The 15,080-nt window shown below is 33.7% G+C and carries 14 protein-coding genes; 13 read left to right on the forward strand and 1 reads right to left on the reverse strand.

What is annotated here, in order from left to right; translation table 11 throughout:
* Positions 1–47: 47 nt before the first annotated feature.
* A complete protein-coding gene (locus CLOST_RS02990; RefSeq protein WP_013360764.1) occupies positions 48–320 on the reverse strand; it encodes a DUF1294 domain-containing protein in 273 nt (90 codons plus the stop codon).
* A 136-nt stretch (positions 321–456) separates the two neighbouring features.
* Between CLOST_RS02990 and CLOST_RS02995 the strand changes: the two genes are divergently transcribed.
* From CLOST_RS02995 to CLOST_RS03055, 13 genes are all read left to right on the forward strand, one after another.
* Positions 457–1,152, forward strand: a complete 696-nt coding sequence (locus CLOST_RS02995) for a DUF554 domain-containing protein (RefSeq protein ID WP_013360765.1) — start codon at positions 457–459, stop codon at positions 1,150–1,152.
* A gap of 31 nt (positions 1,153–1,183) precedes the next feature.
* Positions 1,184–2,983 carry an excinuclease ABC subunit UvrC gene (gene uvrC / locus CLOST_RS03000; protein WP_259369992.1) on the forward strand — a complete coding sequence of 600 codons (1,800 nt, stop codon included), beginning with the start codon at positions 1,184–1,186 and terminating at the stop codon, positions 2,981–2,983.
* Entirely contained in the window at positions 2,979–3,917 is a 939-nt protein-coding gene (gene hprK / locus CLOST_RS03005; protein ID WP_041487310.1) for an HPr(Ser) kinase/phosphatase, read from the forward strand. The genes uvrC and hprK overlap by 5 nt, the downstream gene beginning before the upstream one ends.
* A gap of 1 nt (position 3,918) precedes the next feature.
* Positions 3,919–4,875, forward strand: coding sequence for an ROK family protein (locus tag CLOST_RS03010; RefSeq protein ID WP_013360768.1), 957 nt, complete (start codon positions 3,919–3,921; stop codon positions 4,873–4,875).
* 13 nt (positions 4,876–4,888) lie between these two features.
* Positions 4,889–5,548 (forward strand): DUF3786 domain-containing protein, encoded by a 660-nt coding sequence (locus CLOST_RS03015; protein ID WP_041487085.1) that lies wholly within the window; start codon positions 4,889–4,891, stop codon positions 5,546–5,548.
* A gap of 12 nt (positions 5,549–5,560) precedes the next feature.
* Positions 5,561–6,523: a calcium/sodium antiporter gene (locus CLOST_RS03020; RefSeq protein ID WP_310731974.1), complete on the forward strand. Its 963-nt coding sequence runs from the start codon at positions 5,561–5,563 to the stop codon at positions 6,521–6,523.
* Between the two features lie 14 nt (positions 6,524–6,537).
* Positions 6,538–7,872 carry a CCA tRNA nucleotidyltransferase gene (locus CLOST_RS03025; RefSeq protein ID WP_013360771.1) on the forward strand — a complete coding sequence of 445 codons (1,335 nt, stop codon included), beginning with the start codon at positions 6,538–6,540 and terminating at the stop codon, positions 7,870–7,872.
* A 220-nt stretch (positions 7,873–8,092) separates the two neighbouring features.
* Positions 8,093–8,956, forward strand: a complete 864-nt coding sequence (locus tag CLOST_RS03030) for a patatin-like phospholipase family protein (RefSeq protein ID WP_013360772.1) — start codon at positions 8,093–8,095, stop codon at positions 8,954–8,956.
* 97 nt (positions 8,957–9,053) lie between these two features.
* The gene (locus tag CLOST_RS13445; protein ID WP_013360773.1) at positions 9,054–9,848 is read left to right on the forward strand and encodes a nitroreductase family protein; all 795 of its coding nucleotides are present in this window, start codon (positions 9,054–9,056) and stop codon (positions 9,846–9,848) included.
* 12 nt (positions 9,849–9,860) lie between these two features.
* The gene (gene pcrA / locus CLOST_RS03040) at positions 9,861–12,023 is read left to right on the forward strand and encodes a DNA helicase PcrA (protein WP_013360774.1); all 2,163 of its coding nucleotides are present in this window, start codon (positions 9,861–9,863) and stop codon (positions 12,021–12,023) included.
* 31 nt (positions 12,024–12,054) lie between these two features.
* The gene (locus CLOST_RS03045; protein ID WP_013360775.1) at positions 12,055–13,335 is read left to right on the forward strand and encodes a M18 family aminopeptidase; all 1,281 of its coding nucleotides are present in this window, start codon (positions 12,055–12,057) and stop codon (positions 13,333–13,335) included.
* 2 nt (positions 13,336–13,337) lie between these two features.
* Positions 13,338–13,970 carry a metallophosphoesterase gene (locus CLOST_RS03050; RefSeq protein ID WP_013360776.1) on the forward strand — a complete coding sequence of 211 codons (633 nt, stop codon included), beginning with the start codon at positions 13,338–13,340 and terminating at the stop codon, positions 13,968–13,970.
* 33 nt (positions 13,971–14,003) lie between these two features.
* Positions 14,004–15,014 carry a hypothetical protein gene (locus tag CLOST_RS03055; protein ID WP_013360777.1) on the forward strand — a complete coding sequence of 337 codons (1,011 nt, stop codon included), beginning with the start codon at positions 14,004–14,006 and terminating at the stop codon, positions 15,012–15,014.
* Positions 15,015–15,080: the final 66 nt, after the last annotated feature.

A 15,080-nucleotide genomic window follows, 5' to 3' on the forward strand; every position in this document is an offset into this window, starting at 1 on the left:
AAAAAATAGCCTGCTCTATATTGTGAAAACAAAGAGCAGAGCTATTTTTAAATTATATTAAAATAATATAAAGCAAATATCTGAATAAATAAAATTGCAGGTACTCCATATACGAAGCTAGAATGCTTTGTTTTATGGCGAAACGCATACATTCCAAGAAGAACTCCTGGACTTCCAAGTAAAGCTGAAGTTATAAATAAGGTGCTTTCTTTAATTCTCCAATGATTTTTTTTTGCCCTTCTTTTATCCATATACATAAGTATAAAACCAACTATACTCATAAGGCTAGAGGCAAGTAAAACAAACGACAATGTATTCACAAAATCTATCTCCTTTTTCATAGTGATTTATTATAAAAATCTTTTGTCTATTATATCATGATTCGTTTATTTCTTCGGATTTTTGTTGTATATTATGTATATACAAATACTAAACAGTAGATACGGGGGAAAATTTATGCTAGGGACTATAGTAAATGCACTTTCAATTGTTGCTGGAAGCTTGATAGGGCTTTTTTTAAAAGGTGGAATCCCTGTATCGATGGGAGAAACAATAAGTAAGGGACTCGGACTTTGCATCATATACATAGGTATGTCAGGAACCATGAGTACCCAAAATCTATTACTTGTGATTTTTTCTCTAGTAATAGGAGCGATAATCGGGGAGCTTATAGACATAGATAAACGATTTGCAGAGCTTGGAGATTTCGTAGAAAAAAAGCTAAGTAAAAATGGAGAATCTAAAATAGCAGAAGGCTTTGTAAATGCAAGCTTGCTTTTTTGCGTAGGCTCGATGGCTATAGTTGGATCACTGCAAAGTGGATTAGAAGGCAATCATGAAACCTTGTTTACTAAATCTGTACTAGACGGAATAACCTCTATTATTTTTACCTCTACTATGGGTATAGGTGTTATTCTTTCAGCTGTTAGCGTATTTATATATCAAGGAGCAGTTACACTATTAGCAAGCTCTATAAAAGTGCTTTTAACAGATGCAATAGTTGCTGAGATGACTGCTGTAGGAAGCCTGCTTATTTTGGGGATAGGACTAAATATGGTAGGAGCAACTAAAATAAAGGTTGCAAATATATTGCCAGCTGTATTAATCCCTTTCATTTATGGAATGATTATGAAAATAGGAATAGGAATGTGATAGTTTGCTAAGCGATAAATTAAAAGATTTAATTAAGAACCTCCCTCATCAGCCGGGAGTTTATCTTATGAAAGATAAAGATAAGAAAGTAATCTATGTGGGAAAAGCTATCTCACTTAAAAATAGAGTCAGGCAGTATTTCCAGAGTAAGAAAAACATGGATGCAAAAGTAAGGGCTATGGTGAGTCATATAGATGAGTTTGAATACATCGTTACAGACTCGGAAATGGAAGCTCTGATATTAGAAAACAATCTAATAAAAGAATATAAGCCTCAATATAACATTTTGCTTAGAGATGATAAAACCTATCCGTACATAAAGGTTACTCTAAACGAATATTTCCCTAGAGTACTAAAAGTTCGAAAGGTAGAAAAGGATAAGGCAAAATATTTTGGCCCGTATACAAATGCTTTTATAGTAAACGAGACTTTGGATGTTATAAAGGAAATATATCCTATAAGAACCTGCACTAGAGATATTAAAAGGTCTATAGAGAAAAAGGAAAGACCATGTCTTAACCTTTATATCAAAAAATGTGTGGGACCATGTACTGGAAAAGTAGATGAAGCTGAATATATGAAGATGATATATGAAATCATCGATTTTCTATCTGGAAAAAGCGAGGATATGATAAGCATACTAGAAGAAAAAATGAGACAAGCTGCAAAAAATCTAGATTTCGAAGAAGCGGCAACTCTTAGAGATAAAATATCCAGTATGAAAGGTATGCTTGAAAGACAAAAAATTGTTTCAGCTTCTACCATAGACCAAGATTATATAGCTGTAGCCAAGGAAGAGGATTTGTCATGTGTTCAAGTGTTCTTCGTAAGAGGTGGCAAGGTAGTTGGAAGAGAAAATTTTATTTTTGACAAGAGCAGAAATTCTCAAGCAGAGGAAATAATAAGCTCATTTATAAAACAATTTTATATGAGTGTGAATTACGTTCCTAAAGAGCTTGTTGTAGACACTGATTTTGAAGATATGCAAATAATGTCTGACTGGCTTTCAAGCAAAAAGGGTCAGAAGGTTCAAATAACAGTACCTCAAAAAGGAGATAAAAAGCATCTGTTGGATTTAGTAAGAAAGAATGCCTTTGAAACTATAAAGCAAAAAAGCAATCTTAAAATGGCGAAGCTAGAAAGAACAGTTGGAGTAATGAAAGAGCTTCAGGAGTTTCTTCAGCTAGATGAGATGCCAATAAGAGTCGAAGCTTTTGATATATCTAATATACAAGGTGTTGATTCAGTAGGAGCTCAAGTAGTTTTTGTAAATGGAGAAAAAGCAAAAAAGCTATACAGAAGATATAAAATTAAGTCTGTGGATGGACCAAACGACTATGCATCTATGGAAGAAATAATAAGAAGAAGATTAAAGCACCCTGACTTGCCTGATTTAATCCTTATGGATGGAGGGAAGGGTCAGGTTTCAGTGGCTAAAAAGGTAATAGCTGAAGAAGGTCTAAGCATACCAGTGCTAGGTATGTATAAGGATTCAAGACATAAAACTCTAGGACTTACTACAGAAAATCAAGCGGTAGAACTTTCAAAGCACAGCCTGATATATAGATTTATAGCTAGTGTGCAGGAAGAAGTTCACAGGTTCGCTATTAGCTATCACAGATCTTTACGAGATAAAGGGATGGAAAAATCGGAGCTTGATGAAATATCAGGCATAGGAAAGACTAGAAAGATGGCTCTTATTTCAGAGTTTAAAACAATAGAGCGTCTAAAAAATGCCACGATGGAAGAGCTAGCTTCAGTAGAAGGCATGAATAAAAAATCTGCCCAAGCAGTATTTGAACATTTTAGAAAGGGGCAAAAAAGTGATTGATAAATCAGATACTAAAAAAGTTTCAATAAGGAAAATCATTGAGGATTTAAAAGTTGGAGTTGCCTATATACCTGATGGAGTTGATTATCATATTTCTACTACAGATATAAATAGACCTGGCATGCAGCTAAATGGGTACTATGATCATTTCCCAAACGACAGAATACAGGTCATGGGAAAGGTCGAATATTCATACTATCTTTCACTAGACGAAGAAACAAAAAAAGAGCGTATGGATAAATACATGTCATATGATTTACCTGTAGTGATAGTAGCAAGAGCACAGATTCCAGATGATATTATGATTAATGCCGCAAGGAAATATAATAGAATAATACTTACAACACCTATGGGCACTACAAAATTCATCTATAAGCTACTTGATTATTTAAACGAGCTCTTAGCTCCTGAAACCATGATGCATGGAGTTTTAGTAGATGTAGATGGAATGGGAATACTAATTACAGGTGAAAGCGGAGTAGGCAAAAGTGAAACTGCACTAGAGCTTATAAAAAGAAGTCATAGGCTAGTTGCTGATGACGCTGTTGAGATAAAAAAAATAGAAGATGACATGCTGGTAGGAAAATCTCCAGAGACTATAAGATATTTTATGGAGATTAGAGGACTTGGAATACTCGATATAAAAAGCCTTTATGGAATAGGTGCAGTTAAACCTACAAAAATAATTGATTTAGTTGCGCATTTAGAACCGTGGGTTGAAGGAAAATACTATGACAGAATAGGCTTAGATGATGAATTTATAGAGATTTTAGGTGTAGCTGTTGAAAAGATAACTATTCCAGTAAAGCCTGGGAGAAATTTGGCTGTGATTTTAGAAATAGCGGCTAGAAATAATCGGTTAAAAAGAATGGGATACAATGCGGCCCAGACATTTAATGAAAACTTGATGAAAAGACTATCTGAGGAGGGATAAGGTGAGTAGATTTTATATAGGTGTAGATATAGGAGGGACTGAGGTAAAAACTGCCTTGGTGGATGAAAACGACAAAGCAGTATTTGCACAAAATATCCCTACAGAGTCAGAAAAAGGCTATGTTCATACTATAAATATGATTGCTAATCAGATAAAAGGCTTATTAGATGAGAATAATGTATCTATATCTATGGTCAATTCTATTGGTATAGGGATTCCTGGGCTTACTGATGGAAAATCAAAGATATATAAAGCTCCTAACATATCGTGGGTAGATATAGATATATCTACAGAAATGGATAGACATTTTCCGAACACAAAGGTATTTATTGCCAATGATGCTTCAGTAGCCGCTCTTGCAGAGCATCATTTTGGAGCTATAAAGGGAGCAAAAAATGCTGTAATGATAACACTCGGAACTGGAGTAGGCGGGGGTGTTATCATAAATGATAAGCTATACAGTGGAACTAATGGAATAGCTTCAGAAATAGGTCATCTCATAGTAGGAGAAAATTTTTATAATTGCAATTGTGGAAACAATGGTTGCCTAGAGACTTATTGCTCGGCTACTGCCATTATAAAATATGCTCAGAGACTATTTGTAGACAGCCCATGTAGCAAAATAATTGAGATGACAGATTCTAAACCTGAAAATATCACAGCAAAGCTTATATTTGATGCCTATAAAGAAAAGGATTTAATGGCAAAAATCATAGTTAAACGCTTTGTTACTTATCTTTCTATAGGAATCATAAACCTTATGAATGTGTACGATCCAGAGGTTTTTGTTATAGGTGGAGGAGTATCAAAAGCCTATGATTTATTTATAGATGAACTCGAGAAAGAAGTAGATGAGAGATTGACATTTAAAAATGCTCCTAGGGGAAAAATTGTAAAAGCTAAACTTGGAAATGATGCTGGAGCAATAGGAGCAGCAATGCTAGGGTTATATATATAAATACAAAGGGGGGATGGTTTTGTCACTAACAGATGACAGACAGGGAAGGGTTCCATTTGAATATATAAGAGAAAAATTTTCAAAGGCAAACCCAGAGATTATGGCAATAAATACATTTAGTAAATTAATAGACTCAACTATTCATATGGATTTTATGGGGAGACCTTATGCAGTTGAGCATCCTTCAGGCAAAATCTTTGATGAAAATAATAAAGAAGTAGAATTTTATACTGTAAGAACTTTATTTTTAAGGTTTTTAGTCAATGGACAGGGTATAAAACCTACAGGAAAAGATGTAACCTACAAAGACATACCAGGTGGACTGGTTTACTATCCAAATTTTAGTAAGAGAACAATTGAAAGATTAGCTAAGAGTTATGGAAGTGATTTAGAAAAATTCGAAAGCGATATGCAGAGTATAGGAGCAGTTAAAGTTTTGCAAGGGGATAAGGCTTACAAATTTCCATTTATGAACGAAACCTATATGACTTTTATAATCTGGGAAAAAGATGAAGAATTTCCACCTGCTGCAAATATTTTGTTTGATCAAAACATCCAGTTTTATTTTGATGCAGAGGATCTTGCAGTAGTTCCAGATGTTGCTATTGACATTATTAAAAATAAGGGTATAATGCCAGATTGGATAGGTTTATATAAAAAGAAATCCATCTAATAATTATCAGAGGTGACGAATTTGAGCTATTTATTGCTAGTAATTGGATTTATTATACTTATTAAAGGGGCAGATTTTTTCGTGGATGGAGCTTCATCTATAGCAAAGATTGCAAAAATGCCTACCTTGCTAATAGGTCTTACAATTGTTGCATTTGGAACAAGTGCTCCAGAAGCAGCCGTAAGTATTAATGCGGCATTAAAAGGGTCCAATGATATTGCGATAGGAAATGTTATAGGCTCAAATATATTTAATTTACTTGTCGCAGTAGGTATATCAGCGATGATAAGACCTATTAAGGTTCAAAAAACAACTATAATTAAAGAGTATCCTCTATCAATGTATTCAGTTGCACTACTAATCATCCTTTCTCTTGACAATTTATTTGCAGGAAATGATGCGAATTTACTTACAAGAGGTGATGGACTAATACTTCTGCTTGGATTTGGAGTATTTATGTTTTATCTAATAGAAATGGCTGTTCTATCAAAGGAAGCTGATGATGAGGTAGAAGAAATAGTTAAATTACCACTTTCAAAAAGTATAATATTTTCTTTATTAGGACTCATTGGGATAGTTTTCGGAGGAGATATAGTAGTTAAATCAGCTACAAATATAGCTCTTCAGTTAGGTATGAGTCAAACACTTGTAGGGCTTACTATAGTTGCAGTAGGAACATCGCTTCCTGAACTAGTAACCTCAGTTACAGCTGCTAGAAAAGGTGAGAGTGATATAGCTATAGGAAATATAATAGGTTCTGGACTATTTAATATATTCTTTGTACTTGGTATTTCAGCTACAATACACCCTATTGCAGTATCTAGTAAATTGATTTTTGATTTTATTATTTTGGCAATAGTTACTGTAATATCTCATGTATTTGCATATAGTAAAAAAGAAGTTGATAAGAAAGAAGGCTTTGCACTTACAGCAATGTATATTGCATATATGGTGTATATTATTATCAGAAATTAGAGGAATGAAGTAATATGATAGATAATGAGCTTATTAAAGAAGCTTTAGAAATCATAAATATAATAGAGGAATCAGGCTATGAAGCCTATATAGTAGGAGGGAGTCTTAGAGACTCCCTTTTAGGTATGCAGCCAAAAGATATAGATATAGCTTCATCAGCTAGTCCTACCGAGATAAAACGAATATTCAATAGCTATAAAACTATTGATACAGGCATAGATTTTGGAACTGTCACTCTCATATATAATGATAAACCTGTCGAAATTACTACATTTCGAAGTGAATCTGTGTATTTAGATAGTAGAAGACCAGATAGTGTAAGCTTTGAAAAAAACGTAGATGAAGATTTAAAAAGAAGAGATTTTACTATAAATGCTATGGCTTACAATCAATCTAAGAAGCTTGTGGATTTATTCTCTGGAGAAGAGGATTTAAATAATAAGCTTATAAGATGTGTAGGAAGCCCAGATGAAAGATTCAGTGAAGATGCTCTTAGAATGTTAAGAGCTGTGAGATTTGCATGTGTACTAAATTTTGATATTGAGAAAAAAACCTTTGAGGCTATAAAGCATAATGCCTCAAGGATTGAATATATAAGCAAAGAGAGAATTCAAGCAGAGCTAAACAAAATACTCATGAGCAGTAAGCCTTCTAGAGGAATCAGATTGCTACTTGATTCAAAGCTATTAGATTATATACTACCAGAAATATCAAGGCTATCAGGCTTTAACCAGCATAATCCCTTTCACCACCTAGAACTTCTAGAGCATACTTTATGCGTGATGGATAAAGTCGAGCCAAGGCTTCAGCTTAGGCTTGCAGCTTTATTTCACGATGCAGGAAAAGTAGATACAATTACACTAGATGAAAATGGAATAGGTCATTTTTATGGTCATGATTCAGTCAGTGAAGAGATAGCAAAATCAGTACTTAAAAGATTAAGATACTCAAATGAGATTATAGAGCTCACATCTCAGCTTGTAAGATATCATATGATACAAGCAAATGTAATAGGAAAAAAAGGTATACAAAAGCTCCTTAGGATTTTTGGTGAAAATAATATATTTGAGCTTGCTGATTTGCATTTTGCAGATTCAAGCTGTACTATTATAGAAGTGAATGAAGATGCATTTAGATTGAAAATCAGACAAGTTTTAGATGAAAATATTCCATTTTCAGTCAAAGATTTAGACATAGATGGGTATGACTTGATGAAAATCGGAGCAAAGGGAAAGCAAATTGGAGACATATTAAATGAGCTACTAGAGCTAGTCAGTGAGGATGCCTCTAAAAATAACAAAAATCAGCTTATGCTATATGCTAAAGAGATATACTCTAATTTTGAGTAAAAGTAAAAACCATGAGAATTTAGCTTTCTCATGGCTTTACAGAAGGGTATATTTGAAAAGAAGAATTTGCTATATAGAGGCTACCTATCCTTTCAAGGCTCACCTCTAGGGCGACTGTCACGCCATCCCTTATCTATTATTTTATAGATTTAATATCAAACTGCAATAGATTTTACACAATTTTAACTGTATTATATATTTTAGACTAGAGGTGTTTTAGATGAAAGATATAGGTTTAGTATTGGAAGGCGGAGGTATGAGAGGAATATATACCGCTGGAGTATTGGACTTTTTTATGGATAAGAACTTTTATCTTCCATATGTGATAGGAGTATCTGCTGGAGCTTGCCAAGGCGTATCTTACGTATCTAGGCAAAGAGGTAGAGGGAAAAATGCAATTCTAAACCATATAGAAAATCCCAGATATATAAGTAAGAGAAATCTTGTGTTTAAGCGTTCTATTATGGATATGGATTTTTTATTTGATGAAATTCCAAATAAATATGAGCTTTTTGATTATGATACTTTTTTTGAAAATGAGCAAAAATGTATTTTGGTAGGAACTAGCTGTAAGACTGGAGAAGCTCTCTACTTTGATGCAAAGAAGGATAAAAGCAAGCAGTTTGTTTTAGATACTTGCAGAGCATCAAGCAGTCTTCCTTTTGTAACCCCAATAGTAGATGTTCGGGGAGAACCCGTGCTAGATGGTGGCATAGCAGATTCTATACCTATAAAGAAGGCTATTGCTGATGGCAATAAAAAAAATATTATTGTACTTACCAGAGGCAGGGAATATAGAAAAAAACCATCAAATACTGCTTTTATTTCAAAAAAAGTGTATAAAAATTATCCAAAGCTTCAAGAAACTATTTCAAGCAGATATAGGGTTTATAATGAAACCTTGGACTATATTGAAAGCTTAGAGGAGCAAGGCGAGGTATTTGTTATTAGACCTAGAAGAAAAGTGGAAATAGACAGGATGGAGAGAAATAAGTCGAAGCTTGCTGATTTTTACAAGACTGGATATGAGGATGCACATGATATCTGGACAGATTTAAGCGATTGGATGAATAAAATCAAGTAAATCAAAAATTATATTTTTATCAATACAGAAAATATGTATAGTACTGCATATTTGATATATAATAGGTATAGCGATTAATATTTAGGGAGGGATAGTTATGAATTATTCAAACATCATGGAAGAAATCAAATCGACAAGAGACTATAAAGAAACTGTAGTAAAGAGCGAGCTTTTAAAAGAAATAATATCTGCTGGAGATACTGCACTAGAAAATCACGGACTAGACATAGTATTATTTGAAGATGGAGAACAAACAAAGCAAAAGTTAGAAGGTAAAGCTGGATATTTCGGTAAATTCATAGGTGCACCTCACTATATTGCTGTTCTAAGCGATGATGGAAGAAAATCTAAAGAAGATGCAGCTTATATTATGGAGATGATGAGATTCAAAGCTCATAAAGAAGGTCTTGGAAGTTGCTGGATAACTATTCCTAATACAGATGAGATTAAAGCTGATTTAGGTATAGATATAGCACGTTCACTTTGCGGATTTTTAGCTATAGGCTACCGTTATGCAGGTATCTTCAAAAAAGATATTCAAGAAAAAGCATTTAGACAAGGAGCAATAGAAATAACATATATGGATGAGTGGGGCAATACTCCGGCATGGGAAGACTTAGAAGCAAGAGGATTAGATCAAGTATTTTATTTAACTAGATTTGCTCCATCATGGGGAAATAAACAGCCATGGAAGTTCTTAATTCTAAAAAATCATGTTGTTCTTGCTGTTGAGAAAGACTCAAGCACAGATACAGATTTGGATACGGGAATAATTAAATTCTACTTTGAAAAAGCTTGTATAGACAAGGGATTATCACTTCAGACTGCTGAAGAAAGTGGAGAGTTTATTATTCCAGAAAACTATGAAATTAGAGTGGTATATAATATATAACTGGAGGCAATTATGGATTTGACGGGCTTAAATAAAGACCAGCTATCAGCGGTTACAAGAGTCGAAGGACCTTTGCTAATTTTAGCTGGTGCGGGCTCAGGTAAGACTAGAGTAATAACATATAGGATAGCTCATATGATAGAGGATTTAAAGATATCACCTTATTCTATACTGGCTATCACATTTACAAATAAAGCCGCAAAAGAGATGAAGGAGAGGGTGAGCGCATTAATTGGCGATAGGGCTAAGGATATGTGGATTAGCACTTTTCACTCTCTTTGCGTTAGGATATTAAGAAGAGATATAGAACGAATAGGCTATAATAGATCTTTTGTAATCTATGATACTCAGGACCAGCTAAGCTTAATTAAAGAGTGTATAAAGGAATGCGGCCTAAGAGAGGACAGCTTTAAACCAAGCAGTGTCCTCTCTGCAATTTCTGGGGCTAAAGATAAGCTACTTAACCCAAAGGCATTCGAGGCTAGATATTTTAATGATTTTAGATTATCAAAGATTTCTAAAGTTTATGACTTATATCAAAGAAAACTAAAATCAAATAATGCACTAGATTTTGATGATCTTATTTTTAAAACAGTAGAGCTTTTAAAAACTGATGAGTTTGTGAGAGATTTTTACCAAAGAAAATTTCAATATGTCATGGTCGATGAGTATCAGGATACCAATCATGCTCAGTATGTGCTTATAAACCTTTTAAGTGAGATGCACAAAAATCTATGCGTAGTAGGAGACGATGACCAATCTATTTACGGATGGAGAGGGGCAGACATAGCAAACATTCTAGATTTTGAAAAGGATTATAAGGATGCTTTTGTAGTTAAGCTAGAGCAAAATTATCGTTCTACTGAAGTGATTTTAGATGGAGCAAATAGCGTAATAAAAAGAAATCTAGGAAGAAAAAATAAAAAGCTTTGGACTCAGCTGAAGGAAGGCGAAAAAATAAAGCTTCATAAAGCCTATGATGAAAAAGATGAAGCTAATTTTATAGCTAGAGAAATTAAAAAAAGACAAGAGGAAGAAGATAGAAATCTAAGAGATTTTGCTCTTTTATATAGAACCAATGCTCAGTCAAGAGCGCTTGAAGAGGCTCTTATTAAGCAGTCAATTTCATACAAGATATTTGGCTCTCTGAAGTTCTACGATAGAAAAGAAATAAAAGACATAATGGCATATCTTAGATTGGTTCAAAACCCTCTCGATGATTTGGCCTTAAAAAGAATAATCAACGTGCCAAAACGAGGGATAGGTGCTAAAACTTTAGAAAAACTAGAAGAAAGAGCATTAGTCACTGGGGAGAGCTTGTTTGGATTACTTCATGATTTGTCTGGCTTTGATTTATCCACTAAGGTAAAAACTACCTTAAATAAGTTTGTAATGATGATTAATTCATTTATGGATATGAAAGAGATTTTGCCGCTTACTGAGTTTGTTCAAAAAGTCATAGACAACACAAAATATGTGGATGAGCTAAAGGCAGAAGAGACAGATGAAGCAAATGGAAGGATTGAAAATATAGAAGAATTCAAGTCTGTTGTAATGGAGTTCATGCAAAATTCAGAGGAGAAAACTTTGGAGGAATTTTTATCTTCAGTATCTTTAGTGTCTGATTTAGACAGTATAGATGAAGAGGATGATTTTGTAACCTTGATGACCCTTCACAGTGCAAAAGGCTTGGAATTTCCTGTAGTATTTTTAGCTGGCGTAGAGGAAGGAATTTTCCCTATATCTAGAGCTATGCTAGATGAAAATCAATTGGAAGAAGAGAGAAGACTTTGCTATGTAGGTATGACTAGGGCGAAACAAATTTTATATATTACCTATGCAAATGAGAGAACTCTATATGGAAGACGAAATCATGCTATTGCCTCTAGATTCATATCTGAAATCGATGAAAGTCTTTTTGAAGAGAATGCTAAAATAGAAAAGACGAAACCTCAGAGTTTATATGACAGGTATAAGGATAAATATAAGATAGGACAAGATGATAAACCTAAATTTGATGGACAGGATGATATTACTGTAGGTTCAAAAATTAAGCATCCTAAATTTGGCATAGGGATGGTAGTTGCAAAAACAGGTACTGTCTATACCATAGCATTTGAAGGACAGGGCATAAAGCAAATTGACACTACGTTTATCAGTCTAAGCAAGCTATAAAATTTAGTAAATGCAAAAGGGGAGAACTATTATGGAAAAAAAAGCAGTAGCACTCGATATGATGAAATTTTTGGATGCATCAAAAACGCCTTATCATGCCGTTAAAATATCTGTAGAAAAATTAAAGGAAGCAGGCTTTAAAAGATTAAACCTAAACAAAAAATTCGAAGTCAAAGAAGGCAAAGGCTACTATATAGAGTATGGAACTGCACTAATTGCTTTTAGAGTTCATACAAAAACTGATGGCTATCAGATAATAGGAAGCCACACTGACTCGCCAGCTATGATGATTAAGCCAAAAGCAGTAATCAAGGACAACGGTTATGTAAAGCTAAACACTGAGATTTACGGTGGACCTATTTTAAATACATGGATGGATAGACCTCTATCTTTAGGAGGAAGAGTGCTTCTTCGCTCTGGAAAATCTATGGAGCCTACAGAGGTACTTATAGATTTTGAAAAGCCTGTGGCAATTATCCCAAATCTAGCTATCCACTTAAATAGAGATGTGAATAAAGGAATTGAGCTTAATAAACAAAAAGATATGCTTCCTCTAGTTTCTCTTAGTGGAGACTTTATAGGTGAGGATCATTTGATTCATAAAATCGCTGAGTACTTGTCTATTGAAAAGCAAGGAATCCTTGATTATGAGCTATATGTTTATGACCCTCAGCCAAGCTCTTTTGTTGGATTTAATGATGAATTCATATCAGCCCCTAGAATAGATAACCTTTCTATGCTTCACGCTTCATTAAAAGCTCTAATAGAAGCTGAAAAAGGAACAGGAATTAAGATGGTAGTGAGCTTTGATAATGAAGAAGTAGGAAGTATGAGCAGATTAGGAGCAGATTCGACTATACTTGCTGATGCTTTAGAGAGAATTGATTTAGCTCTTGGACTAAATAAGGAAGAGCATATGATAAACATAGATAAATCATTTATGATATCAGCAGATATGGCTCATGCGGTTCACCCGAATTCTCCAGAAAAGCACGATCCTACCAATAGACCAAAGCTTAATGCTGGACCAGTTATAAAGCTCAGTGCAAACAAAAGATATACAACAGATGGTTATTCTTCTGCTGTATTTAAAAATCTTTGTGAGGAAGCATCAGCGCCATACCAGACCTTTGTAAATCCGTCTGACCAAGTAGGAGGCTCAACTATAGGACCTATATCTTCTTCACATCTTTCAATTAAATCTATAGATATAGGAAACCCAATGCTTTCTATGCACTCTATAAGAGAATTGTGCGGTTCAGATGATCAATATTACCTAACAAAGATATTCTATAAGTTCTTTACGGTGTAGACATGAATTATGAACATATATGGGATGTGATATATAGACTTTCTGGCAGAGTAAGAGTTTCTAAATCACTAATCAATAGAAATGAAGAAATATTGCTTCATATATCAGATACACCATATAGCATATTTTCAGCTCTAGATAGTTTGATTATGACATTAAAACCTGAGTATATAGTGCATACAGGAGATTTAGTGGACAATATAAAACTAGAGCTTTATCCTAAATCTTTACCTAGATATAAATTATATCTAAAGAACCTAATGAAAATAATGCAAAAACCATTTGTCAAGGGAATATATATTTCCCTTGGCAATCATGATGATATAGAGGCTATTTCTGAGTATAAGAAAATTGATAATAGAATAACTTTAGGAATAGAGCCTAATAGCATTAAATTAGGCGGTAAAACAATTCAATATGCTCATTACCTTGAAGCTCTGAAAGACACGCCAAATTCATATGGACTTTATGGGCATGACCTCTCAGTAAAAGATGAAATTTCTGAAAATTCTATTTATTTAAACGGTATAAAAACTATTAATATAATCATGCTAAAGTCAGGAACTATATATAAACTCCAGTATCCTATAGGCACTGATGATGCAAGACTAAAAAAAGGTAGAATTGGATTTTAGGGTTATATTTAAAGGACAAGGGAGGCATAGTCTATGTTTTCTTTTTTTAGAAATGGAGTAAATTTTATAGTTTGGGCTTCAGATGACATCTCTATGTTAAGAGATAATATACTTGAAATTAGCAAAGGGCAAGAGCTTTCTCTCGAAGAGGCTTTTGATTCATCAGGTGAAGATGACACAATAGTAATTTTAACTAAAGAAATGGCTGATAAAGTAAGTAGTGAAAATCTTGAAAAGGTTATAATTGCTAATATCAGCAGCGAAGATTTACTATCTAGATTTATATCTCAGGAAAATCCTCCCCAAAATACAAAGGTAAGAAGTGCTCCTTCAATTATTGTTATGAGATATTTTGGTGATGTGGAAAAGATTATAAGTGAGATTGAGCACGATTATGATTGTAGAGAAGGCACTTTTGTAGATCTTTTAGAGCAAGGAAATGATAAGGGTGTAATATTAAGTTTTACTGATAGAAGTTTAAAATCAGATGTATTTATTAGAAGCCTTTATAAAAAAGCTTTGTATATTAAGCTTCCCTATGAAACCTTTATGGCGGATATGAGAATGCATGCGCTTAGATATATTAATGAAGGGATAGGAAAAAAGGATTGGTATGAATTAGAGATAAGAATCTACGATAGATATCAAGCCTATAGCCTTCAATATGATAGATTAATTGAGATTTTAGAAGAACTTGAGCTAGGATTAGTTTTAGGAGAGGCTTGGTCTAAGGATTACCCTAGGATGTTTATGCCAGTGGGGGTGTATAGAATTAGATTTTTTACATTTAATCCACCAAAAGATATAAAGAAAGTTCTGCTTGGTTTTGAGTATACCAGCGATGGAACTAGAATAGTAGATATGGATTTATATCAGGGGAAAACTAAAATTAACTGGACAGATACATTGGAAAAGGAGCTTCCAAGAATAAGATTTAAAATGGCAGAGGTTTTTAGGCAAAGAAGTATAAGCCAAATGAGAGAAGATGTCGTAGATAATATTAACAAGCTTGATGAAATGATACTAAATACAAGAGTGGAGTAAATGAATTATATGGATTTCATGTATAGAATTATAAAATGATACTGTAGATAAAAAATGGGTAAATAG

This window comes from Acetoanaerobium sticklandii (genome assembly GCF_000196455.1).
Lineage (GTDB): Bacteria > Bacillota > Clostridia > Peptostreptococcales > Filifactoraceae > Acetoanaerobium > Acetoanaerobium sticklandii.